The organism is Pseudoxanthomonas suwonensis (genome assembly GCF_010093235.1).
GTDB classification, from domain to species: Bacteria; Pseudomonadota; Gammaproteobacteria; order Xanthomonadales; family Xanthomonadaceae; genus Pseudoxanthomonas; species Pseudoxanthomonas suwonensis.
This window is the reverse complement of sequence record NZ_PDWP01000001.1, coordinates 16,171-41,862: the sequence shown is the minus strand read 5'-3', so window position 1 is coordinate 41,862 and position 25,692 is coordinate 16,171. Positions and strand designations below refer to the sequence as shown.

General features: G+C 71.4%; 22 protein-coding genes. 12 read left to right on the top strand and 10 right to left on the bottom strand.

Annotated elements, in window-relative coordinates; all coding sequences use genetic code 11:
* The first annotated feature begins 45 nt into the window (after positions 1 to 45).
* Both CSC68_RS00185 and CSC68_RS00180 read left to right on the top strand, forming a co-directional pair.
* Positions 46 to 651 carry a LemA family protein gene (locus CSC68_RS00185; RefSeq protein ID WP_162201497.1) on the top strand — a complete coding sequence of 202 codons (606 nt, stop codon included), beginning with the start codon at positions 46 to 48 and terminating at the stop codon, positions 649 to 651.
* Positions 652 to 754: 103 nt separating this feature from the next.
* On the top strand, positions 755 to 2,653 hold the full coding sequence (locus CSC68_RS00180; RefSeq protein WP_162201496.1) for a M48 family metallopeptidase: 1,899 nt from the start codon (positions 755 to 757) through the stop codon (positions 2,651 to 2,653).
* Positions 2,654 to 2,696: 43 nt separating this feature from the next.
* On the opposite strand, the gene CSC68_RS00175 is transcribed toward CSC68_RS00180, so the two are convergent.
* A complete protein-coding gene (locus CSC68_RS00175; RefSeq protein WP_162201495.1) occupies positions 2,697 to 4,280 on the bottom strand; it encodes a GMC family oxidoreductase in 1,584 nt (527 codons plus the stop codon).
* A 285-nt stretch (positions 4,281 to 4,565) separates the two neighbouring features.
* Here CSC68_RS00175 and CSC68_RS00170 point away from each other — a divergent pair, with 285 nt between their 5' ends.
* Positions 4,566 to 5,915: an NTP/NDP exchange transporter gene (locus CSC68_RS00170; RefSeq protein ID WP_246193396.1), complete on the top strand. Its 1,350-nt coding sequence runs from the start codon at positions 4,566 to 4,568 to the stop codon at positions 5,913 to 5,915.
* Positions 5,916 to 6,063: 148 nt separating this feature from the next.
* Here CSC68_RS00170 and CSC68_RS00165 read toward each other — a convergent pair whose 3' ends face one another.
* The 3 genes from CSC68_RS00165 to CSC68_RS00155 all read right to left on the bottom strand — a co-directional run bounded on the left by CSC68_RS00165 (position 6,064) and on the right by CSC68_RS00155 (position 10,008).
* Entirely contained in the window at positions 6,064 to 6,540 is a 477-nt protein-coding gene (locus tag CSC68_RS00165; protein WP_162201494.1) for a hotdog fold domain-containing protein, read from the bottom strand.
* Between the two features lie 70 nt (positions 6,541 to 6,610).
* Entirely contained in the window at positions 6,611 to 9,082 is a 2,472-nt protein-coding gene (locus CSC68_RS00160) for an acyl-CoA dehydrogenase (protein ID WP_162201493.1), read from the bottom strand.
* Positions 9,079 to 10,008 (bottom strand): alpha/beta fold hydrolase, encoded by a 930-nt coding sequence (locus CSC68_RS00155; RefSeq protein ID WP_162201492.1) that lies wholly within the window; start codon positions 10,006 to 10,008, stop codon positions 9,079 to 9,081. Before CSC68_RS00155 ends, CSC68_RS00160 begins: the two co-directional genes overlap by 4 nt.
* A 164-nt stretch (positions 10,009 to 10,172) precedes the next feature.
* On the opposite strand from CSC68_RS00155, the gene CSC68_RS00150 reads away from it, so the two are divergent.
* On the top strand, positions 10,173 to 10,769 hold the full coding sequence (locus CSC68_RS00150) for a TetR/AcrR family transcriptional regulator (RefSeq protein WP_162201491.1): 597 nt from the start codon (positions 10,173 to 10,175) through the stop codon (positions 10,767 to 10,769).
* A 66-nt stretch (positions 10,770 to 10,835) separates the two neighbouring features.
* On the opposite strand, the gene pepQ is transcribed toward CSC68_RS00150, so the two are convergent.
* From pepQ to rph, 6 genes are all read right to left on the bottom strand, one after another.
* Complete coding sequence (pepQ, locus tag CSC68_RS00145) at positions 10,836 to 12,155, bottom strand: Xaa-Pro dipeptidase (protein ID WP_162201490.1); 1,320 nt, start codon at positions 12,153 to 12,155, stop codon at positions 10,836 to 10,838.
* A gap of 66 nt (positions 12,156 to 12,221) precedes the next feature.
* A complete protein-coding gene (locus CSC68_RS00140; RefSeq protein ID WP_162201489.1) occupies positions 12,222 to 12,545 on the bottom strand; it encodes a PilZ domain-containing protein in 324 nt (107 codons plus the stop codon).
* A complete protein-coding gene (locus CSC68_RS00135) occupies positions 12,542 to 14,899 on the bottom strand; it encodes a DUF1631 domain-containing protein (protein WP_162201488.1) in 2,358 nt (785 codons plus the stop codon). Before CSC68_RS00135 ends, CSC68_RS00140 begins: the two co-directional genes overlap by 4 nt.
* A gap of 91 nt (positions 14,900 to 14,990) precedes the next feature.
* Entirely contained in the window at positions 14,991 to 16,145 is a 1,155-nt protein-coding gene (gene hemW, locus CSC68_RS00130) for a radical SAM family heme chaperone HemW (protein ID WP_162201487.1), read from the bottom strand.
* A 24-nt stretch (positions 16,146 to 16,169) separates the two neighbouring features.
* Positions 16,170 to 16,766: an RdgB/HAM1 family non-canonical purine NTP pyrophosphatase gene (rdgB, locus tag CSC68_RS00125; protein WP_162201486.1), complete on the bottom strand. Its 597-nt coding sequence runs from the start codon at positions 16,764 to 16,766 to the stop codon at positions 16,170 to 16,172.
* A gap of 14 nt (positions 16,767 to 16,780) precedes the next feature.
* Complete coding sequence (gene rph / locus CSC68_RS00120) at positions 16,781 to 17,506, bottom strand: ribonuclease PH (protein ID WP_162201485.1); 726 nt, start codon at positions 17,504 to 17,506, stop codon at positions 16,781 to 16,783.
* 116 nt (positions 17,507 to 17,622) lie between these two features.
* Between rph and CSC68_RS00115 the strand changes: the two genes are divergently transcribed.
* From CSC68_RS00115 to CSC68_RS00080, 8 genes are all read left to right on the top strand, one after another.
* Positions 17,623 to 18,486, top strand: a complete 864-nt coding sequence (locus CSC68_RS00115; protein WP_162201484.1) for a YicC/YloC family endoribonuclease — start codon at positions 17,623 to 17,625, stop codon at positions 18,484 to 18,486.
* A 142-nt stretch (positions 18,487 to 18,628) separates the two neighbouring features.
* Positions 18,629 to 19,249 (top strand): guanylate kinase, encoded by a 621-nt coding sequence (gmk, locus tag CSC68_RS00110; protein WP_162201483.1) that lies wholly within the window; start codon positions 18,629 to 18,631, stop codon positions 19,247 to 19,249.
* Between the two features lie 146 nt (positions 19,250 to 19,395).
* Positions 19,396 to 19,695, top strand: a complete 300-nt coding sequence (gene rpoZ / locus CSC68_RS00105; RefSeq protein WP_013534225.1) for a DNA-directed RNA polymerase subunit omega — start codon at positions 19,396 to 19,398, stop codon at positions 19,693 to 19,695.
* Positions 19,696 to 19,838: 143 nt separating this feature from the next.
* Entirely contained in the window at positions 19,839 to 20,684 is an 846-nt protein-coding gene (locus CSC68_RS00100; RefSeq protein ID WP_162201482.1) for an SDR family oxidoreductase, read from the top strand.
* A 3-nt stretch (positions 20,685 to 20,687) separates the two neighbouring features.
* A complete protein-coding gene (locus CSC68_RS00095) occupies positions 20,688 to 21,674 on the top strand; it encodes a glycosyltransferase family 2 protein (protein WP_162201481.1) in 987 nt (328 codons plus the stop codon).
* Positions 21,664 to 22,596, top strand: coding sequence for a glycosyltransferase family 2 protein (locus tag CSC68_RS00090; protein ID WP_162201480.1), 933 nt, complete (start codon positions 21,664 to 21,666; stop codon positions 22,594 to 22,596). The genes CSC68_RS00095 and CSC68_RS00090 overlap by 11 nt, the downstream gene beginning before the upstream one ends.
* An 86-nt stretch (positions 22,597 to 22,682) precedes the next feature.
* Positions 22,683 to 25,112 (top strand): penicillin-binding protein 1B, encoded by a 2,430-nt coding sequence (mrcB, locus tag CSC68_RS00085; RefSeq protein WP_162201479.1) that lies wholly within the window; start codon positions 22,683 to 22,685, stop codon positions 25,110 to 25,112.
* A gap of 7 nt (positions 25,113 to 25,119) precedes the next feature.
* Positions 25,120 to 25,641: a tetratricopeptide repeat protein gene (locus CSC68_RS00080; protein WP_162201478.1), complete on the top strand. Its 522-nt coding sequence runs from the start codon at positions 25,120 to 25,122 to the stop codon at positions 25,639 to 25,641.
* The last annotated feature ends 51 nt before the right edge of the window (positions 25,642 to 25,692 follow it).

Sequence of the window (25,692 nt, the reverse complement as noted above, 5' to 3'; positions counted from 1 at the left end):
ATTCTAGCGCCGGTTTTCCGGAATGCACAAACAAGGAGAAGATGAATGGGCAGTTTGTTGATCCTGTTGGTAATTCTGGGGCTGGTCGTGGTGGTCGCCCTGTGGGCGGTGGGGATCTACAACGGGCTGGTGACCGCGCGCAACGCGTGGAAGAACGCCTTCGCCCAGATCGACGTCCAGCTGCAGCGGCGCTTCGACCTGATCCCCAACCTGGTGGAGACCGCCAAGGCCTACATGGGACACGAGCGACAGACGCTGGAGGCGGTGATCGCCGCGCGCTCGGCCGCCCAGGCGGGACTGGCGGCGGCCAAGGCCAACCCGGGCGACGCCGCGGCGATGGCCGAGCTGGCTGCCAGCCAGGGCCAGCTCAACGGCGTGCTGGGCCGGCTGATGGCGGTGGCCGAGGCCTATCCGGACCTGAAGGCCAACCAGAACATGATGCAGCTGTCCGAGGAGCTGACCTCGACCGAGAATCGCGTCGCCTTCGCGCGCCAGGCCTACAACGACGCGGTGATGGCCTACAACAACAGGCGCGAGATGTTCCCGTCCAGCGTGGTGGCCGGCATGTTCAACTTCGCCCCGGCGGCGCTGCTGGAACCGCCGGCCGACCGGGCCGCGCAGGTGCGCGAGGCGCCGCGGGTCCAGTTCTGACCGCGCGGCGCGGGGAGCGCCCTCGCGCGGCCGGCAGGTGCGCGGGGGCATCGTCAGCGTCCGGCGGCGGGAAGCGCCGGACGTCGACCAAGGATATGTGCCGATGAACTTCTTCGAACAACAGGAACTGGCCCGGCGCGGCTCGTTCCGCCTGGTGGTGCTGTTCGCGCTGGCGGTGGCCTGCATCGTGCTGGTGGTGGACGCGGTGACGCTGGTGTTCACCGGCAGCGTCGGTGCGGTGGTGGCCGCCACGGGGCTCACCCTGGCCGTGATCGGGCTGGGCTCGCTCTACCGGATCGCCTCCCTGCGCGGCGGCGGCGCGGCGATCGCCGCGCAGATGGGCGGTACCTGGGTGCCGGAGGACACCCGCGATCCGCAGCTGCGCCGGCTGCGCAACGTCGTCGAGGAGATGGCGATCGCCTCCGGCGTGCCGGTGCCGAAGCTGTTCGTGATGGAGGACGAGCCCGGCATCAATGCCTGCGCCGCCGGCTACAGCCCTTCCGACGCCGCCATCGCGGTCACCCGCGGCGCGCTGGAGCGGCTCAACCGCGACGAGCTGCAGGGCGTGATCGCGCACGAGTTCAGCCACGTGCTCAACGGCGACATGCGCCTGAACATCCGCCTGGTGGGCGTGCTGTTCGGGATCATGATGCTGACCCTGATCGGCCAGCGCATCCTCACCTACGGACGCCTGGGCCGCAGCCGCGACGGCGCGCCGCTGCTGATCACCGCGCTGGTGGCGGTGGGGGTCGGCAGCATCGGCGTGTTCTTCGGCCGGCTCATCAAGGCCGGCGTCAGCCGACAGCGCGAGTACCTGGCCGATGCCTCGGCGGTGCAGTTCACCCGCCAGACCCATGGCCTGGCCGGCGCGTTGAAGAAGATCGGAGGGCTGGAGCAGGGCTCGCGCCTGGCCGACCGCGCCGAGGCGGAGGAAATCGGGCACATGCTGTTCGGCGAGGGCATGGCCCTGTCCTCGTGGAGGGCCACGCACCCGCCGCTGGTGGACCGCATCCGCAGGCTCGAGCCCGCGTTCGATCCCGGGCAGCTGCGGGAGCTGCAGACGCGCTGGCGCACTGCGCCGCCGGATGGACTGGCCGAGGACATCGCCCTGGGACTGGTCGCGCGCGATGCGGCGCCCGGCGCGCCGCCGCCGCTGCCGTCACGCGATGCGCGGCTGGCGCTGGCTCCCGCAACGGTCTCCGGCCAGGTGGCGGCACCTGCCGAGGACGATTACCACCAGGCGCACGGGCTGGTGGAGAGCCTGGACCCGGAACTGCGCGCGCTGGCACGACGGCGCGACCAGGCCGTGCCTTTGCTGCTGGGCATGGTGCTGGACGGCGATGCCGCGGTCGCCGCCCGCCAGCTGCAGGAAATCTCAGTGCACTGCGGCGACGTGGTGGCAGAGCAGGCGCGGCAGCTGCGGCAGGAGCGGCTGGAGTCGCTGCACCCGGCCCAGCGACTGCCGCTGGCCGCGCTGGCGTTCCCCACGCTGCGGCAGCAGCCGCGGCCGGCGCTGGACGCCTTCCTGCGGGCGATCGAGGCGGCCGTGCACGCGGACGGCCGGGTGTCGGTGTTCGAGTACTGCCTGTCGCGGCTGCTGCAGGTGCAGGTACGGGAGGCGCTGGATCCGTCGCGGCACGCGAGCTTCGGGCGCAACAAGGCGCCGGGCGTGCGCCGCGAATTCGCCATCCTGCTGGCGGTGCTGGCCCAGGCCGGGCATCCGGGCGACCCGCAGGCCGCGCAGCGCGCCTACCTGGCCGGCCTGCAGCGGGTACTGCCGCGCGACCACCTGCCGTACGCGCCACCGGCGCAGGGCGTGCAGGCGCTGGACGAGGTCTGGGGGCCACTGGATGCGCTGGCGCCTCCGGCCAAGCAGGTGCTGGTCGAGGCGCTGGTGGATGCGGTCTCGCACGACGGCAAGGTCAGCGTCGCCGAGGCCGAATTGCTGCGCACGGTGTGCGGCGTCCTGCACTGCCCGCTGCCGGCGCTGCTGTCGCGCTGACAATGCGGGCACGCGCCGCGCGAAGCGGCGCGTGCCCGGACGGTCAGGCGCGCCCGCGCAGCAGGTCGGCCATGCGCTCGGCGATCATGATGGTCGGCGCATTGGTGTTGCCGCCGGGGAGTTCCGGCATCACCGAGGCGTCGACCACGCGCAGGCCGTCGATGCCGCGCACCCGCAGCAGCGGATCCACCACCGCCTCGGCATCGCTGCCCATGCGGCAGGTGCCGGCCGGATGGTAGATGGTCTCGGCCTTGGCCCGCACGAATTCCTCCAGGCCGGCATCGGACAGGTCGGTGCGCGGCGGGTGGATCGGCTCGCCCAGGTAGCGCGCCAGCGCCGGCTGCGACAGCAGCTGGCGCGACAGCTTCGCGCACTCCACCATCATCCGCAGGTCGAAGCCCTCGGGGTCGGACAGGTAGCCTGCGTGGATCCGCACCGGGCTGCGCGGGTCGGCATCGCGCAGCGCGATCCGGCCGCGGCTGCGCGGACGCAGGAAGCAGGCGTGTACGGTCAGGCCATCGCCGGCCAGGCGGTTGCGGCCGTGATCGTCGAGCATGGCCGGCACGAAGTGGAACTGCACGTCGGGACGCTGGTCGGTGGCCAGCGCCGAGCGCACGAAGCCACCGGCCTCGGCGATGTTGCTGGTGCCGGCGCCGCGACGGCCGCGCAGGAAGTAGTCGAAGGCGATCTTCAGCTCGCTGGCACGGTCGTAGCTGAGGCCAGGCGGGCAGTGGTGCAGGGTGCAGATGTCCAGGTGGTCCTGCAGGTTGGCGCCGACCCCGGGCAGGTCGGCAAGCACCGGGATGCCATGCGCGCGCAGCTCGTCGGCCGGGCCGATGCCGGACAGCATCAGCAGCTGCGGCGAGTTGACCGCGCCGGCGCTCAGCAGCACCTCGCCGCCGGCCCTGGCGCGATGCGCCCCGCTGCCGGTCCGGTACTCGACCGCGCGTGCGCGTCCGCCCTCGACCACGATCCGGGTGACCAGGGCGCCGGTGACGATCTCCAGGTTGGGACGCGCGCGCGCCGGCGCCAGGTAGGCGGCGGCGGCCGAACAACGTGCGCCGTCGCGCTGGGTGACCTGGTAGAAGCCGAAGCCTTCCTGAGAGGGACCGTTGAAGTCGTCGTTGCGCGGCCAGCCGGCCTGCACGCCGGCCTCGACGAAGGCCTCCGACAGCAGATTGCGGTGGCGCAGGTCGGACACGCCCAGCGGGCCATCGCCGCCATGCAGCGGTCCGGCGCCGCGCGTGTTGCCTTCGGCGCGCAGGAAGTACGGCAGCACCGAATCCCAGTGCCAGCCTTCGGCGCCGGCCGCGGCCCAGGCGTCGTAGTCGCCCGGCACGCCGCGGGTGTAGCACATGGCATTGATCGAGCTGCAGCCGCCCAGCACCTTGCCGCGCGGCCACCACAGCCGGCGCCCGTGCAGCTGCGGCTCCGGCTCGGTGGTGTAGTCCCAGTTGATGCGGCGCTGGCTGACCAGGCGGCCCAGGCCGGCCGGCATGTGGATGAAGGGGTGCCAGTCGCGCGGACCGGCTTCCAGCAGCAGCACCCGGCAGGCCGGATCCTCGCTCAGGCGCGCGGCCAGCACGCAGCCGGCCGAGCCGGCGCCGATGATCACGTAGTCGTACATGGATTCCCCTGTTCCGCCGGCTGGCGCGGGTGAATGCTGGCCGCGGCGTCGCCGGCGCGCAAGCGTGGGGATCCTGCTCTCCTTCCGGAGAGGGGCGGGGAGAACGATGGGGAGAGGGCAGGTCGCTGACGTCCGCCACACGCCTGGTCGACCGGGCAGCGCGATGCGTTGCTCCGCGCTGATCCGCGTGTTCCGCCAACGCCCACCTGCTGGCGGCGATGCCCCGCATCGGCTAACTTGCGCGCCTTACGGCCGGTCCCCAGGCCGGCAACCGGCACCAGGCGCATGACCCGAACCTCCGACGATCCGAACCGCCGCCGCGGCCTGCGGCAGGCGCTGGAGCAGCTCGGGGTCGAGGCGCCGGCCCTGTGGTGGTCGCTGCTGTACTTCTTCTGCCTGCTCACCGGCTACTACGTGCTGCGCCCGGTGCGCGAGGCGATGGCCGCCTCCAGCGACATCGAAGCGGTGTTCCCGCGCGCGATGATCGCGTTCTTCGCCGACCGCGGCGTCTCCCTGGGCGAGTTCGCGCTGCAGGTGATCTTCACCTCGGTGTTCCTGATCATGCTGGTGCTGCAGCCGGTGTACGGCTGGCTGGTCAGCCGTTTCCCCCGGCGGGTGTTCCTGCCGGTGATCTATGGCTTCTTCATCCTGACCCTGCTGCTGTTCTACGCCATGTTCGACAGCGGCATGCCCGGTCGCGGGCTGGCCTTCATCCTCTGGATCACGGTGTTCAACCTGTTCGCGGTGGCCGTGTTCTGGAGCTTCATGGCCGACGTGTTCGAGAACGTCCAGGCGCGCGCCTGCTACGGCTACATCGGCGCGGCCGGCACCGTCGGCGCATTCCTCGGCCCCCTGCTGACCAAGGCCCTGGTGATCCGCCTTGGCGTGGCCAACATGATGCTGGTCTCGGCGGTGATGCTGGGCCTGTGCGTGGTCTGCCTGCTGCGCCTGCGCCACTACGCAGTGCGGCGCGAGCGCGCCCGCAGCCTGGCCAGCGGCGAGCGGCCGATGGGTGGCGAGATCATGGCCGGCCTCAAGCTGATCGCGCGCGAGCCGCTGCTGCGCTGGCTGGCGCTGATGGTGGTGATGGGCGTGGGCGTCGGCACCCTGCTGTACAACGAGCAGAACGCCATCGCCCGCGCCGCCTTCAGCAACGCCGAGCAGCGCGCCAACTACTTCGCCACCCTGGACCTGGCGGTCAACACCCTGACCCTGGTGGTGCAGCTGCTGCTGACCCGCAGGATCCTGTCGCGCTTCGGCATCGCCCCGGCGCTGCTGATCCCGGGCTTCGCCATCATCCTCGGCTTCTCGATCCTGGCCGCCTCGCCGCTGCCGCTGCTGGTGGCGGTGGTGCAGGTGGTGACGCGCGCCAGCGAGTTCTCGCTGGCCAAGCCGGCGCGCGAGACCATCTACACCCGGGTCGGCCGCGAGTGGCGGTACAAGGCCGGCGCGGCGATCGACACCGTGATCTACCGCGGCGGCGACCTGACCTTCGTCTGGCTGCACAAGCTGCTGTCGGCGTTCGGCTCCAGCGTGGTGTTCGGTGCCGGCCTGCTGGTGGCGGGCACCATGACCGTGGGGGCCTGGCGCCTGCTGCGCGAGGAACGCAAGCTGCCGGCCGAGCGCGGGGGCTGAGGGACTACGTTCCGGCGCAGCCCGGACAGGGCCGCGCCCCCGTGCGGCCGACGTGCGACGAGGCCCGGGCCGTCGCCACCGCCCCGCGTCCCCACGGCGCGAGGTCTTTGCGTCGCCCGGATGCGCTGCGCTTGTCCGGGCGACGGGGCTACCGCGACGGGCGCGGCGAGACCCACATGGAGATGCGGGCGCGGAACACGGTTTCGCCTGCGGTATTGCGGGCCTCGACCAGCACCGGCAGGACATGGCCCTCGGCCGCCTCCACCAGCTCCGCTTCCGGCGTGGCCACGGCGTGGATCGTGCCCGTCGCCTTCTTCAGGTACTCGACTTCCATGCCGCGCGGGATCCAGCGCATCGACGGCGGCAGGCTGGCATCGGTCATCAGTCCGGCCACCAGCTCGGCCAGGTTGCACATCGCGATCGCGTGCACCGTGCCGATGTGGTTGGTCACCCGGCGGCGGTGGTGGATCCGGCCCTCGCAGCGGCCGGGCTCCAGCACGGTGATGCGCGGGGAGATGCTGGCGAAGTAGGGGGCCTTGAAGCACACCGCGCGCGAGAACAGCCACTGGCCGGCGGGCCAGCGCTGCATGCGGCGGTACAGGCGCAGCAGCGGGTTATCGGACATCGTCCTCTCCTTTCCGGATGCCGGATACGGAGACGGCGGGCTCAAGGCCCGCCGTCTTCGTCGATCAGGTTCAGGCCGCGGCGCGGCTGCCGGATCCGTGCTTGTCGTAGTAGCTGGCGGCGCGCAGCTCGTGCACGTCGAAATCGTCCACGGTGATGGTGTCCATGGTGATCTCGCGCAGCTCCTCCAGCAGCTTGCGCTCGTCGGCGCTGATCACGCCCTCGGCCACGGCCTCGTCCAGCTGGGCGTTGAACTCCAGCGCCTCGATGCCCTTGGTCTTGAGCGCCTTGAGGAACTTGCGCTCCACCGGCTCGGCCTGCACGGCGCGCGCCAGGTAGCTGTCGATGCGGCCGCCGGGGTTGTTCTCGCACGGGGTCAGGAACACGCCCTGGCCCAGGCGGTCGCGCGCCTCGTTCGGGGTCATCAGCAGCGAGGCGACGCGGTGGTTCAGGCGGTCGCCGGGGGCCTCGGCACGACGGCCCAGCGGGAACACCAGCGCCCACAGCAGCCAGCCCACCGGGCGGATCGGGAAGTTGCGCAGCGCATCCGACAGCGCCTTCTCGATCACGTGGAAGCTGTTGTACATGCTCCACGCCAGCAGCGGCTTGTCCGCTTCCGGGGTGCCCTCGTCGTGGTAGCGCTTGAGCACGGCGCCGGCCATGTACAGGTGGCTCAGCACGTCGCCCAGGCGGCCGGACAGCGACTCCTTGAACTTCAGCTTGCCGCCCAGCAGCATCATCGACACGTCGGTCATCAGCGCCAGGTTGGCCGAGTAGCGGTCGAGCTTGCGGAAGAACGGACGGGTGTAGTCGTTGCCCGGGACGCTGCCGAACTTCGAGCCGGTCAGGCCCAGCCAGAACGAGCGCACCGCGTTGGAGAAGCCGAAGCGGACGTGGCCGGCCAGGCTCTCGTCGAAGCTGGCGACGGCGGCCTTGCGGTCCTTCTCCTGGGCGGCCTTCATCTCCTTCATGACCCACGGATGGCACAGGATCGCGCCCTGGCCGAAGATCAGCAGGCTGCGGGTCATGATGTTGGCGCCCTCGACCGTGATGCTGATCGGGGCGGCCTGCCAGTTGCGGCCAGCGAAGTTGCGCGGGCCCAGGATGATGCCCTTGCCGCCGATCACGTCCATGGTGTCGGAGATGATCTCGCGGCCCATGCTGGTGCAGTGGTACTTGGCGATCGCCGACGGCACCGACGGCACGTCGCCGCGGTCGACGGCCGCTGCGGTGGCCTGCGACAGGGCGCTGACGGTGTAGGCCTTGCCGCCGATGCGGGCCAGGGCCTCTTCCACGCCCTCGAAGCGGCCGACCGACAGGCCGAACTGCTTGCGGATGCGCGCATAGGCGCCGGTCACGCGGGCGCCGAACTTGGAGCCGCCGGAGGCGGTGGACGGCAGGGTGATCGAGCGGCCCACGGCCAGGCACTCGTTGAGCATGTTCCAGCCCTTGCCGGCCTTCTCGGCGCCGCCGATCAGCTGGGTCAGCGGGATGAACACGTCCTTGCCGCGGATCGGGCCGTTCTGGAACGGCGAGTTCAGCGGGAAGTGGCGACGGCCGATCTCCACGCCCTCGGTGTCACGCGGCAGCAGCGCCAGGGTGATGCCGATGTCCTTGGTGTCGCCGATCAGGCCGTCCGGGTCGTACATGCGGAAGGCCAGGCCGATCAGCGTCGCGACCGGGGCCAGGGTGATGTAGCGCTTGTCGAAGGTCAGGCGCACGCCCAGCACTTCCTGGCCCTTCCACACGCCCTTGCAGACGATGCCGAAGTCCGGGATCGAGGTGGCGTCGGAGCCGGCGAACGGGCCGGTCAGGCCGAAGCACGGCACTTCCTCGCCGACGGCCAGGCGCGGCAGGTAGTACTCCTTCTGCTCCTTGGTGCCGTAGTGGTTGAGCAGCTCGCCCGGGCCCAGCGAGTTGGGCACGCCGACGGTGGAGCTGACCACCGAGGAGATCGAGGCGATCTTCTGGATGACCTTGTGGTGCGCCAGGGCGGAGAAGCCCAGGCCGCCGTACTCCTTCGGGATGATCATGCCGAAGAACTTGTTCTTCTTGATGAAGTCCCACAGCTCCGGCGGCAGGTCGGCGTGGACGTGGGTCAGTTCCCAGTCGTTGATCATCCGGCACAGCTCTTCCACCGGGCCGTCGAGGAACGCCTGCTCCTCGGCGGTGAGCTGCGGCTTGGGGTAGTCGAGCAGCTTCTGCCAGTCCGGGTCGCCGGTGAACAGCTCGCCTTCGAAGCCGACCGAGCCGGTTTCCAGGGCGATGCGCTCGGTCTGCGACAGCGGCGGCAGGATCCTGCGGAACACGCTCAGCAGCGGGCCCACGATCAGCGGCTTGCGGATGAACGGCAGCAGCAGCGGCACGGCGATGGCCGCGGTGATGATTGCCATCACCAGGGTGGTGGTCTGGTGTGCGCCCAGGTACCAGCAGGCCGCCAGGGCGATGGCCTGCAGCACGGTCCAGGTGACAAGGCGCATGCGGTGGTAGGCAGCAAACCCGCTTATCAGCAGGAAAGCCAGGATTGGCGCGGCAATGCTCATGGGAAAGCTCCGTTGACGGACGCTGGATCACAGGACGCGGCGCGACGGCCGGTGGGTCCCATGCCGTCCAGTTCGCCCAGGTAGTCCAGCAGGGTGGCGGTAAAACGGTCGTTGTCGTCGCCGGCCAGCATATGCGTGGCGCCGGCGATCCGGACATGGCGCGCATGTGGCGCCAGCCCGAGGAACTCGGTGACGGTGTCGTCGGACACCAGGTCGCTGCGCCCGCCGCTGAGCAGCATCAGCGGACAGCGTACCGCACGGGCGGCGTTGGCCAGGTCTTCCTGGTGGCGCTCGCCGTCGCGGGCCAGCTCGTCCACCAGGCGGCGGTCCCAGTGCCAGTGCCAGCGGCCGTCCGGCTGCTGGCGCAGGACTTCGCGCAGTGCCGCCTCGCTCTTGCGTGCGCGTCCGGGCAGGTATGCCCCGATCGCGTCGGCGGCCGCGTCCAGCGAGGCGAAGCCGTCCGGGAAGGCGGTGATGAAACCGAGGATGCGCTGCATGCCTTCCGGCTCCCAGCGCGGGGTGATGTCCACCAGCACCATGGCCCGGAACAGGCCCGGCCAGCGTGCCTCGGCCGACAGGCCGAACAGCCCGCCCATCGAGGCGGCCACCAGCACCGGCGGCTGCGGCAGTTCGCCGGCGACCACGATCAGGTCGTCTATGAACTGCTGCGCGGTATAGGCCTGGTCGGCGGGATTGCGGTCCGAACCGCCATGTCCGCGGGCGTCGTAGGCCAGGGCGCGGTAGCCCTGCGCCACTACCCTGGCGGCACTGGCCGTCCACGCGCGACGGGTCTGGCCGAAGCCGTGCGCGAACAGCACGGTGGCCGGCGCATCGCAGGCGCCATGGCAGGTCGCGGCCAGTTCGAGGCCGGCGCCGGACAGGCGCAGCTCGTGGCTGCCGGTGGCAGGGGATGGGGGAGAGACCATACCGAATGGTATGGATGCGTTTCGCGCAAAGTCAATACGAATGCGTATGGCAGTGCAGCATCGACCGTATGGTCCGCGCGCCCGGTATGCAAGCCCCTGTCAGGGCTCGGTTTCCGTGGAAACGGCGTACTGCAACGGACCTCGCCGTATGGTTAAATCGGCGCATGGATACCACCACCGCGCCCGTCACCCCGTCCGCCACGCCTGCCCGTGGCGCCCGCCTCAGCGCCTCCGACTGGGCGCAGGCCGCCCTGGACGTCATCGCCGAACAGGGCGTGTCCGCCGTCGCGGTGGAACCGCTGGCGCGCCGCCTCGGCGTGACCAAGGGCAGCTTCTACTGGCATTTCCCCTCGCGCGACGCGCTGCTGCAGGCCGCGCTGGAGCGCTGGGAGGAGGTCGAGCAGGAGCAGGTGTTCGGCAGCCTGGAGGAAGTGCCGGACCCGCGCGAGCGCCTGCGCAAGCTGTTCCAGCTGGTCGGCCACGAGACCAAGCCGCACGCCATCTACAGCGAGCTGCTGCGCGCGCTGGAGCATCCGGCCGTGGGCCCGGTGATCCAGCGGGTCTCGCAGCGCCGCCAGGACTACCTCACCGCCTCGTTCCGCCAGGCCGGGCTCGGACGCACCGAGGCGGTGAACCGCGCGCGGCTGACCTACGCGGCCTACGTCGGCTTCCTGCAGCTGCGCCCGCAGCAGCCGAAGATGACCCACGAGGAATTCGAGGAATACCTCGAGCACGTGATCAATACGCTCATCCCGAACTGAGCGGATGGATGGAACGACGAAGGGCCCGCGCAAGCGGGCCCTTCGCTTTCCCCGCCTGCCGCCAGCTCAGGCGGCGAACGCGGCGCGGGTGAGGTTCTCCGGCGCGTCGCCGGTGCACAGCACGTTGTCCTCGATGCGGATGCCGCCATAGGGGCGGAAGAAGTCGACCCGCGCCCAGTCCACCGCGTCGGCATGGCCCCTGGCCTTCACCTCGTCCAGCAGCATGTCGATGAAGTACAGGCCCGGCTCGATGGTGACCACCATCCCCGGCTCCAGGACGCGGGTCATGCGCAGGTAGGGATGGCCGGCTGGACGGTCGATCGTGCCGCCGCGGTCGCTGGCGGCGAAGCCGGCCACGTCGTGGACCTGCAGGCCCAGCGGATGGCCCAGGCCGTGCGGGAAGAACGCCGCGCTCACGCCGCTGGCCAGCGCCGCCTCCGGCGACACCTTCAGCACGCCGAACTCGCGCAGGATGCCCATCAGCGCCAGGTGCGCGTCCACGTGCAGCTGGCGGTAGTCGGTACCGGGGCGGACGCTGGCGCACATGGCCTGCTGCACGGCGTCGACCGCGTCGATCAGGGCCTGGAATTCGCCGCTGCGCTCGGCCGCGTAGGTGCGGGTGATGTCGGCGGCGTAGCCGCAGTGGCTGGCGCCGGCATCGATCAGGAAGCTCAGCCGCTGCTCCGGCACCTCGCGGTCCAGCTCGGTGTAGTGCAGCACCGCTCCGTGGCTGTTGAGCGCGACGATGTTCTGGTACGGCACCTCGGTGGCGTCCTGCTGCGCGGCCGCGCAGTAGGCCATGTGGATCTCGAACTCGCTGCCGCCGGCGCGGAACGCGCGCTCGGCGGCGCGATGCGCATGCACTGCGCGGCGCTGGGCCTGGCGCATCAGCGCGATCTCGTACGGGGTCTTGTACGAGCGCTGGTAGTGCAGGTAGTCAAGCGCCGCCTGCGGGTTGTCGGGGACGTAGTCGCCCAGGGCGCTGTTGGCCTCGCCGATGATCGCGCTGCGCGCGGCCGGCGGCAGCAGCGGCAGGGCCTCCTCCGGGGTGCGGATCACCTGCACCTCGAGGTGGTCCACCCACCAGCCGCTGGGCGCCTCCGGCACCACGTGCCAGTAATCGCGCGGCTGCAGGTAGATGAGCCGCGGCTTGCGGCCGGGGGTATGGACCAGCCAGCTGTCGGCCACCGTGGTCAGCGGTACCCAGTGCTTGAAGTGCGGATTGACCGCGAACGGGTAGTCGCGGTCGTCGAAGACCTGGTAGTGGCGGCGGCCGCTGGGCACCAGCAGGTGCTCGCGGCCGCAGCGCGCCAGCGCCTCGTCGGCGCGCGCACAGAGGGTGGCCAGGTGCTGGGGATACAGGGCGGCGATGTCGGTGGCGTTCATCCGGGGGACGTTGCGGCGGAAAGCAGCCATTCTGCCCCAGCGCGGGCGTGGGCTGCCCGCCGCCGTTCAGGCCCCGGATTCGACCCAGGCACGCACGCGCGCCCGGTGCACCTCGGAGATGGTCAGGAAGCGGAAGCCGCACCAGGCCTGTCCGGGCGTGTTGGCCGGCGCCGACCACAGCAGGTGCGCACCCACGCCGATCGTCGTGCCGTCGAGCGCGAATTCGAGCTGGTACAGCGCGTCCTCGCACAACGGCTGGGTCGCCAGCAGCAGCAGGCCGCCTTCGGACAGGTTGCCCAGGTGGCCGACGACCTGGCCGCCCATCACGTCCGCTACCGGCACGCTGCCGGCTACCTGGCGCCGCGGCAGGCGGCGTGCTTCCCCGGTCATGCCCCGGCTCCCTTGGTTTCCGGCGCAGGGCGTCCGGCCAGCCCGCGCAGTACCCGCAGCGTGGCATGCCAGGCGCGGTCGACCAGGCGGCCGCGCTCCTCGGTGACGATGCGCGCCTGGCCGGCGGCCATCATCCGGCCAAGGCTGTCGAGCGACTGCTCGCCGAGCTTCTGCCCGCGCGAGTTGACGAACAGGGCGTTGTCGGTGACCGGGCTGTACCAGGACAGCCGCTGCCGGCGCACCGCGCCCTGCTGGTTTATTGCGAATTCGAACCACGTGCCGAACGGCAATACCCGGACCTGGTCGTAGCAGGCCTGTTCGGCGGCGCTGCGCGGGGGCAGCGGTTCCCTGCGCTGGGCGGCCTCCTCGCCCAGGCGGGCACGCGCCTTCAGCCGGGCGGTGAGCTCGGTCTTCGAGGTGACCTCGTCGTCCGCGCTGCGCGACAGGCGCCGCGCGATCGCCCCGGCTTCCTCGTCGTGGTAGCCGACCTGGCGCAGCGCGGTCTCGATCTGCGCCCCCAGTGCCGGGTCCGGTGCCGCCCCGGGATCGCAGGTGACCTCGGCGATGCGCGTGGTTGCGGCGATGCGCTCCTGCCACTCGGGCGAGTCCTCGCCATGGCGCAGTGCGGTGAGCGTAAGCACGTCGGCCCAGGCCTGGTTGAGCAGGGCCTGCGCGAACTGCGGCAGCTTGCGCCCGGCCAGGCTGGCGCGGATCGCGGCGTCGGCCTGGTGCTTGGCGCCGGCCAGGCGGTCGCGACCGCGTGCGGCTTCGACCTGGCGGCGCTCGCTGACTTCGGCCTTGCGCAGCGCGGCGCGCTGCTGCTCCTGCACCTCCTGGTTGGCCAGCTCGAACACGGCGGGGTCGCCGTCGAAGGCCTCGACCACGCGCTGCACGACCTGCTCCAGTCGCTGCACCAGCTGCGGGTCGGCATCCTCCTCTCCCAGCCAGGCGGCACCGGATTCGGCGACGGTGTTGAGCAGTTCACGCGCCGGATGGCGCTCGGCCACGAAGAATGCCTGGTCCTGCAGCGCCGCGCGGGCCACCGGCACCTGCAGCCGTTCCAGCAGGTCCTGGGCCGGCGCATCGCGGCGGACCTGGCGGTCGATCTCGCGGTAGAGGATGGACAGCAGTTCGAAGGCGTCCTCCTGCTCCTGCGGCAGGGTTACCCCTGGCCCGTGCTCGGCGCGCAGCCGCGCCAGGGTGGCCTCGCGTACGTCCTCCATGGTGCGCCGGCGCTGCCCGCGGGCGCGCGCCAGCGGCAACGACTGCAGGCTGCCCAGCACCTGGTTCACGACCTGCGCCGGCAGCACCTGCGGGCCACCATGGGCAGCGGCCGGAACGCCATCGCCCGTGGCCGCGTGGCGACGTGCGGACAGCAGCTGGCGCATGGCGGCGAAGGCCTCCGCCGTCCCCTCCTGTTCGCGGGCCGCCTCCTGCGACCCCGCCGTGCCGTCCGTGTCGGCGCTGGACGGTCCGGGCTGCGGGGCGCCCGCGGGGGCCGGCATGGCCGATGCGGCGAGGCCGGCGAGGACGCGGCCCCAGGCGGCACCGCGCGCCTGGCCGTGCCAGCCCGTCATCGGGCGGTGCCGTGGGACACCCGCGGCCGGCGGGGCCCGGCGTGGCGCGGCCGACGCGCGCGCAGGGCGGTAGGGCGTGTACACCAGGCCCGGCAGCACGCCGGCCTGGTCGAGCAGGGCGTTGAGGCGCTGGGCGAAATCGCCGTGCCGATCCATCACGTGGCGTTCGACCTGGCGGTACAGCAGCAGCTGCGCCTGCAGCGGAAGCTGCAGGACCTCGCCGGCCGCGCCGAGGCACTGGCACAACGCATGCGGACCCAGCGGAAGCTCCTCCAGGTCGAATGCGGGGCGCGCGGCGAGGACGGCGAAACGCTGGGCAAGCAGCAGCAGCTCGTTGCCGCCGCGCTGCACCTGTCGCCGTGCGACCTCCCGCAGCACGATGGCGCGATCCAGCTCGTTGTCCTCGATCAGCGCCAGGGCCGGGGTCGCTTCGCCCGGCCCCGGTGCCGTTGCCACGGCCGGGGGCGTCGTCCGCAGCGTTGCCAGCGACGCCTCCAGGTTTCCCAGGAACCGTGGCACGAAGGCGGCGCGGTGCTGGCGCAGCTGCCGCAGCGCATCCAGGCGCTCGGCCTGTTCGTGGCTGTTGCGCGCGGATTCGGCCTGCTCGAACAGCTGGGCCTCCAGCGCGTCGAGCGCCATTTCCAGCGGAGGCCCGAGTTCGCCCGCAGCCAGCGCCCGGACCTGGCCAAGAATGGCGCGGACGCGCGGCGGCAAGGCGGCGTCCGCCAGTGCCGGGCCTGCCGGTTCACCCGGCATTGGTCGGATCGTGGCATGCATTCTGTGACCGTGCTCTCCCCTTGGCGCCGTATTTAGCACGTTTCCCCGGGCCCGGCATGTGCGTTCCGCTGGCCGGCGCCCCCGGGCCCACTCACAGGAACAGGGAGATGACGTCGTTGGCGAAGCGCCAGCCCAGCGCGGTGGGCACGACCCGGTCCGCGTCGAGCTGCAGCCAGCCCTGGTCGCGGGCCTGTTCCAGGGCCGGGGCGATGCGCCCGCGCGGCAGGCCGGTGCGCACCTCGAAGTCGGCCAGGGCAAAGCCCTCGTGCAGGCGCAGGGCGTTGAGCATGTACTCGAACGGACGCTGTTCCGGGGCGATGCGGTCGTCGCCGCCGATCGCCTGGCCGGTACCGGCGGCGGCCATCCAGATCGCGGGGTGCTTGTGCTTCCAGCGGCGCAGGATCGCCTGCTCGGCGCCCAGGGTGATCTTGCCGTGGGCGCCGGCACCGATGCCCAGGTAATCGCCGTAGCGCCAGTAGTTGAGGTTGTGCGCGCACTGCCGGCCCGGGCGGGCATAGGCGCTGGTTTCGTAGTGGCCGTAGCCGACCTCGGCGAGCAGGGCCTGGCAGCGTTCCTGGATGTCCCAGGCCAGGTCGTCGTCCGGGATGCCCTGCGGCGGCCGGGCGAAGAACACCGTGTTCGGCTCCAGCGTGAGCTGGTAGTGGCTGATATGCGCCGGCTGCAGGGCGAAGGCCCGTTCCAGGTCGCGCTCGGCCATGGCCAGGTCCTGGCCGGGCAGGGCGTACATCAGGTCCAGGTTGAGGTTGTCGAAGCCGGCATCCTGGGCCAGCTTCACCGCGGCCTCGGCCTCGCGGCTGTCGTGGATCCGCCCCAGCCGCTGCAGGCAGCCGTCGTCGAAGCTCTGGATGCCGAAGCTGATCCGGTTCACGCCGGCGGCGCGATAGCCCTCGAAGCGGTCGTGCTCGGCGGTGCCGGGGTTGGCTTCCAGGGTGATCTCGGCATCGGGCGCGAAGCGCAGTCGCGCCGAAGCCGCGGAGAGGATGGATTCGATCGCCGCGGCCGGGAACAGGCTGGGCGTGCCGCCGCCGAAGAACACGCTGTGCACGGTGCGGCCCCAGACCAGCGGCAGGTCGTGCTCGAGGTCGCGCACCAGCGCGGCGACGTAGTCGTCGAACGGCAGCTCCCCCCTGGCGCCATGCGAATTGAAGTCGCAGTACGGGCACTTGCGCACGCACCAGGGCAGGTGCACGTACAGCGACAGTGGCGGCGGGATCAGGTCTGGCATGGCGGAGGGCTCGCGCGGGTGCGCTCAGCCAAGCATTTCCGGAAGGCGCGCGCGCAGCAGCTCCAGCGCCTTGCCGCGGTGGCTGATGCGGTTCTTGAGCTCCATCGGCATTTCCGCCGCGGTCTGGCCGTGTTCCGGATCCAGGAACACCGGGTCGTAGCCATGGCCGCCTTCGCCGCGGCGCTCATGGATGATGCAGCCGCGCCACTGGCCCTCGACCAGCAGCGGCTGCGGATCCTCGGCATGACGCAGCACCACCAGCACGCACTGGAAGTGGGCGCCGCGGCGCGCGTCGTCCACCCCGTGCAGGGCGGCCAGCAGCTTGTCGATGTTGCGCCGTGGATCGGCGGGTTCGCCGGCATAGCGCGCCGAGTACAGGCCCGGAGCGCCGCCCAGCGCGTCCACGCACAGGCCGGAGTCGTCGGCCAGGGCGGGCAGGCCGGTGACGCGGCAGGCGTGGCGCGCCTTGATCAGCGCGTTCTCGATGAAGGTGAGCCCGGTTTCCTCGGCGTCCTCGACGCCCAGGTCCGACTGTGCGACCAGTTCGATGCCGCTGCCGGCCAGCAGGTGGCGCAACTCGTCGAGCTTGCCGCGGTTGGAGGAGGCCAGGACCAGCTTCATTGCCTGTTCCCGCCTCAGCCGGCCAGCGCCTGGCGCTGCAGTTCCAGCAGCTGGCCGATGCCGGTCTCGGCCAGGGCCAGCAGCGCGTCGAGCTCGTCGCGGCGGAAGGCATGGCCCTCGGCCGTGCCCTGCAACTCGATGAAGCCGCCGCCGTCGTTCATGACCACGTTCATGTCGGTGTCGCAGTCGCTGTCCTCGGCGTAATCCAGGTCCAGCACCGGCACGCCCTTGTACACGCCCACCGAAACCGCGGCGACCGCGCCGAACACCGGGTCGCGCTTGATCTCGCCACGCGCCTGCAGCCAGCGCACGGCATCGACCAGTGCCACGTAGGCGCCGGTGATGGCGGCGGTGCGGGTGCCTCCGTCGGCCTGCAGCACGTCGCAGTCCAGGGTGATGGTGCGCTCGCCCAGGGCGCCGCGGTCCACGCAGGCGCGCAGGGTGCGGCCGATCAGGCGCTGGATCTCCAGCGTGCGTCCGCCCTGCTTGCCGCGCGCGGCCTCGCGGTCGGAACGGGTGTGGGTGGAGCGCGGCAGCATGCCGTACTCGGCCGTTACCCAGCCCTCGCCCTTGCCGCGCAGGAAGGCCGGCACCTTGTTGTCGATGCTGGCGGTGCACAGCACGCGGGTATCGCCGAAGCTGACGAGGACGGAGCCTTCGGCATGGCGGGTGAAGCCGCGCTCGATGCGCACGGGGCGCAGCTGGTCGGGGGCGCGGCCACTGGGGCGGACGACGGTCATGGAGTGGTTTCCGGTAGGCGGTCCCGGCGGGTCGCGGCAGGGCCGGCGAAGGCGGGAGGGGGCCGCGGCGGGCCGGCTAGATTAACATTCGCTCCCTGTCAAAGACGGATTCCCACATGATCCGCAGCATGACCGCCTTCGCCAGCGGCGAACGCGGCACACCCTGGGGCGCGCTTTCCTGCGAACTGCGCTCGGTCAACCACCGCTTCTTGGAGACCGGCCTGCGCCTGGCCGACGAGCTGCGCACGCTGGAGCCGGTCCTGCGCGAACGCGTGGCTGCGCGGGTGCAGCGCGGCAAGCTGGACCTGGTGATGCGCCTGCGCGCGCCCGAGGCCGCGTCCAGCCTGACGGTCAACGAGGCGCTGCTGGGGCAGCTGGGCGAGCTGGCCCGGCGCCTGGGCGGGCAGTTCCCGAACCTGCAGGTGCAGTTCACCGACCTGCTGCAGCTGCCCGGCGTGCTGCAGACCCCGGTCGCCGATGGCGAGGCCCTGCAGGCGCAGGCACTGGAGCTGCTGGACCAGGTGCTGGACGAGTTCATCGCCGCCCGCGAGCGCGAGGGCGCCGCCCTGGCCGCCGCGATCCGCGAGCGGGTGGACGCGGTCGAGCGCATCGCCGGCGAGGTCCGCGCGCTGGTGCCGGACATCCGCGAGGGCCAGCGCGCCAAGCTCGCCGCGCGCCTGGCCGACCTGCCGCATCCGGTCGATCCAGGCCGCGCCGAGCAGGAACTGGTGCTGTGGTTGCAGAAGCTGGACGTGGACGAGGAGCTGGACCGGCTGGGCAGCCACATCGCCGAGATCCGCCGGATCCTGTCGCAGAAGGGCCAGGCAGTGGGCCGCCGGCTCGATTTCCTGCTGCAGGAGTTCAATCGCGAGGCCAACACCCTCGGCTCCAAGTCGGTCGACGCCCGCACCTCCGCGGCGGCGGTGGAGCTGAAGGTGCTGATCGACCAGATCCGCGAGCAGGTCCAGAACATTGAGTAAGAGCCGGGATTGGTGATTCGTGGAAGAGCCGGGATTGGTGATTCGTGATTAGTGATTCGAAAAGGCAACGGCTGAAGCGGGATTGCTGTGGGAGGGTGGTGCTGTGACCAATCACGAATCACCAATCACCAGTCACGCCCCGATGAGGGGAACCCTGTTCATCGTCGCGGCGCCGTCGGGGGCGGGAAAATCGAGCATCGTCAACGCGGTGCTGTCGCGCGATCGGTCGATCCGCCTGTCGGTCTCCTTCACCTCGCGCGCGCCGCGTCCGGGTGAGCGCCATGCCGAGCACTACCACTTCGTCACCGAGGAGGAGTTCCGGCGGATGATCGACGCCGGCGACTTCTTCGAGTACGCCCGCGTGCACGGCGACTGGAAGGGTACGGCGCGGCAGTCGGTGGAGCCGCAGCTCGCCGCCGGCCATGACGTCCTGCTGGAGATCGACTGGCAGGGCGCGGCCCAGGTGCGGGCCAAGGTGCCCGACGCGGTCAGCGTCTTCATCCTGCCGCCCTCGCGGGATGCGCTGGAGCAGCGCATGCGCAAGCGCGGCCAGGACAGCGACGAGGTCATCGCCCGGCGGATGGCCGCCGCGCGCGAGGAGATGTCGCACTACGGCGAGTTCGACTACGTCATCGTCAACGAGGTGTTCGACACCGCGGTGGACGAGATGTGCGCGATCTTCGTGGCCAGCCGGCTGCGCCGCGGCCAGCAGCAGCAGCGCCATGCCGGGCTGATCCGGGCCCTGCTGGAACAGGGCGGCTGAGCAGGTTGCGATTGCCAGCCTGAACGCAAGTCACTGAACGCAAAGGAAGAAGCGGTGCCGGGCCTTGCTCCGGCGCCGTCCTGGCGGGTAAACTCCGCCTCCATTTCCCCTGACACGAGTGGCGACCACAGTCGCCTGGAACCCTTATGGCCCGTATCACCGTCGAAGATTGCCTGGAAGTGGTCGACAACCGCTTCGAACTGGTCATGATGGCCGCCAAGCGCGCCCGCCAGCTGGCCAATGGCGTGCCGGCCACCATCGAGAACGAGGACGGCGACGACAAGCCGACCGTGCTGGCCCTGCGCGAGATCGCCGCGCGCACCGTCGACAACGCCCTGATCGATGAAGTGGAGAAGGCCGAGCGCGAGCGCGCCGAGCGCGAGGCGCTGGAGTGGGCCGCCGCCGAGGTCGTGGCCGACGACGACCTGTCCAAGGGCGACGACTGATCCGCTCCGCGTCCCATGCATTTCCAGACGGCCCGCCCTGTGCGGGCCGTCTGCGTTAGGCGGGCGCCCGCGCCACGCGTCGCCGCCGGGCGCGCGCTATAGTCGGCCACCGCGGCGCCCCCGCTTCACTGCCAGCAGTCGCCATGCCCGTCCTCGTCATCGGCGCCACCAGCCAGATCGGCCACTTCCTCCTGCCGCGACTCGTCGCCGGCGGTCACCGCGTGCTTGCCCTGAGCCGCCAGCCACGGCCTGCCGTCGCCGGCGTGCAATGGCTGCAGGGCAGCCTGCCCGGCCCCCTGCCGGACCTGCCGCCGCTCGGCGCGGTAGCCAGCTTCGCTCCGCTGGACGTGCTGGCGGACTGGCTGTCGGGACAGCAGTCCGCACCTGCGCGGCGGATCGTCGCCACCAGCTCGATGAGCGTGCTGACCAAGCGCGATTCCGAGGTGCCGGCCGAGCGCGAACTGATCGCCCGCCTGGCCGCGGGCGAGGCGGGGCTGGCCCGTGAGTGCCGGCGCCTGGGCATCGCCTGGACGGTGCTGCGCCCGACCCTGATCTATGGCGCCGGCCTGGACCGCAGCCTGACCCCGATCGCGCGCCGCGCCGCGCCCACCCGCCTGTTCCCGCTGCCGGCCGGACGCGGCCAGCGCCAGCCGGTGCACGCCGACGACCTCGCCCAGGCCGTGGTCGCCTGCCTGGGATCGGACGCGGCCGCCGGCCGCATCCTCGCCATTGGCGGCGGCGAGCGGCTGCCGTCGGCGGAGATGTTCGCGCGGGTACGCGACAGCCTGCCGTTCGCCACGCTGCCGCTGCCGCTGGGCCGGCCCCTGCTGGCCCTGCTGGCGCGGCTGGTCCCGGGCGCGCGCGGCCCCGTCTCGCGGCTGGACGCCGATCTCATCGCCGACAACACCGAGGCCGCCACGCTGCTCGGCATAGCGCCGCGTCCGTTCCACGTCGACGCGACGATGTGGCGCCTCGATCGGGAGGGCTGAGGCGTGCGCGTTTCGGTGGTGCTGTGCACGTACAACGGCGAACGTTTCCTCGACGCGCAGCTGGACAGCCTGCTGGCGCAGACGCGCCTGCCGGACGAGGTCATCGCCAGCGACGACGCCTCCTCCGACGGCACCTGGGCGCGGCTGCAGGCCTTCGCCGAGCGCGCAGGGGGGCGTGGGATCGAGGTGCGCCTGCAGCGCAACCCTGCCAACCTCGGCTATGTGCACAATTTCGAGCAGGGGCTGCAAGCTGCGGGCGGCGAACTGCTGTTTCCCTGCGACCAGGACGATGCCTGGCACCCACGGCGCATCGAACTATGTGTGAAGGCCTTCGCGCGCGATCCCGGTCTCTTGCTGCTGCACACCGACGCACGCTTGGTCGACGCTGCTGGCGAGCCACTCGGGCGACGCCTGTTTGAGGTGCTGGGCGTAACCGCCGGCGAGTTGACCGCGATGCATGCCGGCCGCGCGGCCGAGGTGCTGCTCCGGCGTAACATCGTCACCGGCGCGACCATGGCGCTGCGCCGGGAACTGCTGGCGCAGGCGCTGCCGGTCGCGGAAGGCTGGGTTCACGACGAGTGGTTGGCTGCGGTAGCCGCCCTGGTCGGCCGGGTGAACACGCTGGAGGAGACCACCATCGATTACCGACAGCACGGCGGAAACCAGCTCGGCGCGCGGAAGCGCAGCTTGGGTGAACGCGCCGATGCAGGGGCGCGGCGTGACTACCGCGAGGCGATGGCGGCGAAGATGTGCGCGCTGGCCTGGCGCGTCGATGCCGGCGGACTGCAGCCGCCTGACGACGCACGCGAGTTGTTGCGCGAGCGCCTGCGCCATGATCGCGTGCGCACCAGCCTGCCGCGGGCGCGTTGGCAGCGTATTGCGCCGGTGCTCGGCGAACTGCGCGCTGGCGGCTATGCGCGTTTCGGCACCGGCCTGCGTGGTGCGCTGCTGGACCTGGTCGGTCCGCCGGGAGGTCGCGATGCAGGCTGAATGCAGCGCGCTGCGCCGCGAGGACGTGTACGCGGTGGTCGTGACCTACCGGCCGGAACTGCCGTTGCTGGAGGAGGCGATCAACGCGGTACTGCCGCAGGTCGGTCGCATGCTGGTATTCGATAACGCAACCGCAGATCTGCAGTACAAGGCATGGCTGGACCAGGCCGAAGCGCGCGAACGGATCGAGGTGCTGCGCTCGCCGGCCAACGTCGGCCTCGGCGCGGCGATCAACCAGGCATGGCAGCGCGCGCGTGCCGCCGGCTTCCGCCATCTGCTGCTGCTGGACCAGGACAGCGTGGCCGACCCGGCCATGGTCGCCACCCTGCACGACGCGCTGGCGCGGCTGCGCCGCGAGCGCCCGGTCGCCGCCGTGGGGCCGGCATTCCATGACGCGCGCGATGGCAGCGCGGCTCCGTTCGTGCGCATCGGCTTCCCGCTTAACCACAAGCTGCACGGCGCGCCCGGGCAATGCATCGAGTGCGACTTTCTGATCACCTCCGGCTCGCTGCTGCCGCTGAACGTACTGGAGCGGATCGGTGGCATGGATGCCGGCCTGTTCATCGACAACGTCGACCTGGACTGGTCGTTCCGCGCACGCAGCCATGGCCATGCGCTGTACGGCGTGTGCGATGCCGGCATGCGCCATCGCATCGGCGATCGCTTGCGCCGGGTGCCCGGTCTGCGCAATCCGGTGCAGATCCATGGCCCGGTGCGGCTGTACTACATGATGCGCAACCGCGTGCTGCTGTACCGGCGCGCCCACGTGCCGCGCACCTGGGTGGCGCAGGACGTGCCGCGGCTGCTCCTGAAGTTCGCTGGGATGAGCCTGTTCGTGCGCCCACGCCTAGCCAACCTGCGGGCCATGCTGCGCGGGATCGCCCATGGCATCGCCGGGCGTGATGGTCCGATGCCCGGTTGAACGTGGCCCAAAGGCCTGGGGGGGCGTGTATCCCGGGCCCGGGTGGGCGCTGCTAGACTCCGGCCATTCTCACGCCCGTACCTCACGTGCCACGCCGCAAACACGATGACAACGACAGCCAGGAAAAGGGCGCCAGCCCGGCCTGGCGCCGCCACCTGCTGACGGCGGTGCTTGCCATGATCGCGCTGGCGGCGGGCTTCCTGATCCCGTACACGGTCCACCTCAACAACCAGGTGACCGAGCGCTTCGGCGCGTTGCAGTGGCAGATCCCGACCCGCGTATACGCGCGTCCGCTGCAGCTGCGGCCCGGCCTGGCGCTCGACGAGCGCACCCTGCGCACCGAGCTCGATGCGGCCGGCTACCAGGAGGATGGCGAGGGCAGGCGCCAGGGCAGCTACCACGTCGACGGCGCGCGCTTCACCATCTCCAGCCGCGGCTATGCCGACATCGACGGGCAGGTGCCGCCGCGGCGCGTGGAGGCCACGCTGTCCGGCGGCAAGGTCTCGCGCCTGCGCGACGCCGACAGCGGCAAGGCGATCAAGGCCGCGCGGCTGGACCCGGCGCGCATCGCCACGCTTTACGGCCAGCGCCAGGAAGAGCGGCGGCTGGTGCGGATCGAGGAGGTGCCGGAGCTGCTGACCACCGGCCTGCAGGCGGTGGAGGACCGCGACTTCGCCCGCCACCATGGCATCGACGTGTCCGGCATGCTGCGCGCGGGGCTGGTGAACCTGCGCTCGGGCGAGAAGAAGCAGGGCGCTTCCACCCTGACCCAGCAGCTGGCCCGCAGCGGCCTGCTGGGAATCGGCAAGGAGCAGACCTGGACCCGCAAGTTCAACGAGATCCTGTACGCGCTGATCCTCGAGTCGCGTTACGACAAGCGCACGATCCTGGAGACCTACCTCAACCAGGTCTACCTGGGCCAGCGCGGCGGCCAGGCCATCCACGGCGTGGCCGCCGGCGCCGAGTTCTGGTTCGGGCGCGACCTGGACGAGCTGACCACCGAGCAGACCGCGCTGCTGATCGGCCTGGTCAAGGGGCCCTCGTACTACGATCCGCGCAAGCATCCGCAGCGCGCGCTGGAGCGCCGCAACGTCGCCCTTTCGATGATGCATGCCACCGGGCTGGTCGACCAGGCCGAGTACGAGCGCGCGCGCAGGGCGCCACTGGGCATCACCGCGCGCCCGGGCGTGGCCGCGGCCAACCGCTTCCCCGGCTACATCGACCTGGTGCGCCGGCAGCTGGCCAGCGACTATCCCGAAAGCGCGCTGCAGGGCGCCGGCCTGACCGTGCTCACCGGCATGTCGCCCTCGGCCCAGGCCTATGCCGAGGGCGCGGTGGCGCGCACGCTCGAATCGCTGCAGACCGGCAAGCGCCCCCCGCTGGAGGCCGCGGTGGTGGTCACCGACGTGCACGGCGGCGACGTCCTGGCGGTGGTTGGCGGTCGTGATGCGGCCACGCACGGCTTCAACCGCGCGGTCGAGGCGCAGCGTCCGGTCGGTTCCCTGCTCAAGCCGTTCGTGTACCTGCTGGCGCTGGCGCAGCCACAGCGCTTCTCGCTGGCCAGTTTCGTCGAGGACGGGCCGGTCACGGTGGAGCTGGGGCGCGGCAAGCGCTGGTCGCCGGGCAACTCCGACAACCGCAGCCACGGCACCGTGCGGCTGATGGATGCGCTGGCCATGTCCTACAACCAGGCCACGGTGCGGGTCGGCATGCAGGTCGGCCCGGACCGTCTGGCGCAGCTGCTGAAGGTGCTGGCCGGCATCGAGGCCGAGCCCAATCCCTCGCTGATCCTCGGCTCCACCGACCAGAGCCCGTATGCCATGGCCCAGCTGTACCAGTTCCTTGCCTCCGGCGGGCAGGTGCAGCCGCTGCGCGCGGTGCGCGGCGTGCTCGATCCGCAGGGCAAGCTGCTCAAGCGCTACGACACCGCGCCGGCGCCGGCCCAGGAGGGCGATTCGATCGCCGCCAAGCTGGTCACCATCGGGCTGCAGGAAGTGGTCAACGAGGGGACGGCGCGCCAGTTGCACCGCGACGGCCTCGGCCGGCTGTCCCCGGCCGGCAAGACCGGCACCAGCAACGATGGCCGCGACAGCTGGTTCGCCGGCTACACCGGCGACCACCTGGCCGTGGTCTGGGTCGGCAACGACCAGAACGAGCAGACCGGGCTGTACGGCGCCACCGGCGCGATGCGGGTGTGGTCGGGGCTGTTCTCGCGCCTGCCGAGCTCGCCGCTGAGGGTGGACCCCAAGGGCGTGGACTGGCAGTGGGTGCAGGCCGAAGGCTCCTACATCACCGATGCCGACTGCCCCGGCGCCCGCCGTTTCCCGTTCGTGGCCGGCGCGGTGCCCGATTACGCACCCTGCGGCCCGTCCTACCTTCCGGATCCGGCCGGCGAAGACGCCGGAGCGGCGCAGGACCAGCCCGGCTTCTGGCGTCGCCTGTTCGGTGGCGGCCGCCAGTCCGCGCAGCCGCAGCAACAGGAACAGCCGGCCCCGGCGCAGCCGCCTGGGCCATAATGGCGGCATGAACGCCTCCCCCCGTTCCCTGGCCGCGCTGCTGCCGTGCCTGCTGCTGGCCGCGTGTAGTACCGCCCCCCAACAGCCGGTCCCCGCCGCGCCGGAAGTGACGCCCGCCCAGCGCCTGGCCGCGGTCCAGGCCGCCGCCGGCGCCGCGGACACCGAACTGGACGTGCGGCCGCTGCGCGATCCGCAGGTGGCCGACCTGCGCGAGCGTGCGACCGCCGCCCTGGCCGCCGGCCAGGTCGAGGCCGCGGCCGACGCGCTCAACCAGGCCTTGCTCATCGTCCCCGACGACCCGGTGGTGCTGCAGGAGCGGGCCGAGGTCGCGCTGCTGCAGGCCCAGTACGACCGCGCCGAGACCCTGGCGCGTCGCGCCTACGACCTGGGTTCGCGGGTCGGGCCGATGTGCCGCCGCCACTGGGCCACCATCGAGCAGTCGCGCCTTGCGCGCGGACAGGCGGAGAATGCCGCCTCGGCCAAGGCCCAGCTCGCCACCTGCACCGTTCCGGGCGTGCAGCGGTTCTGACGGCCCGGGCCGTGGCGGACCCGCCACCGGCCGCGCCGCACCGTGCATCCT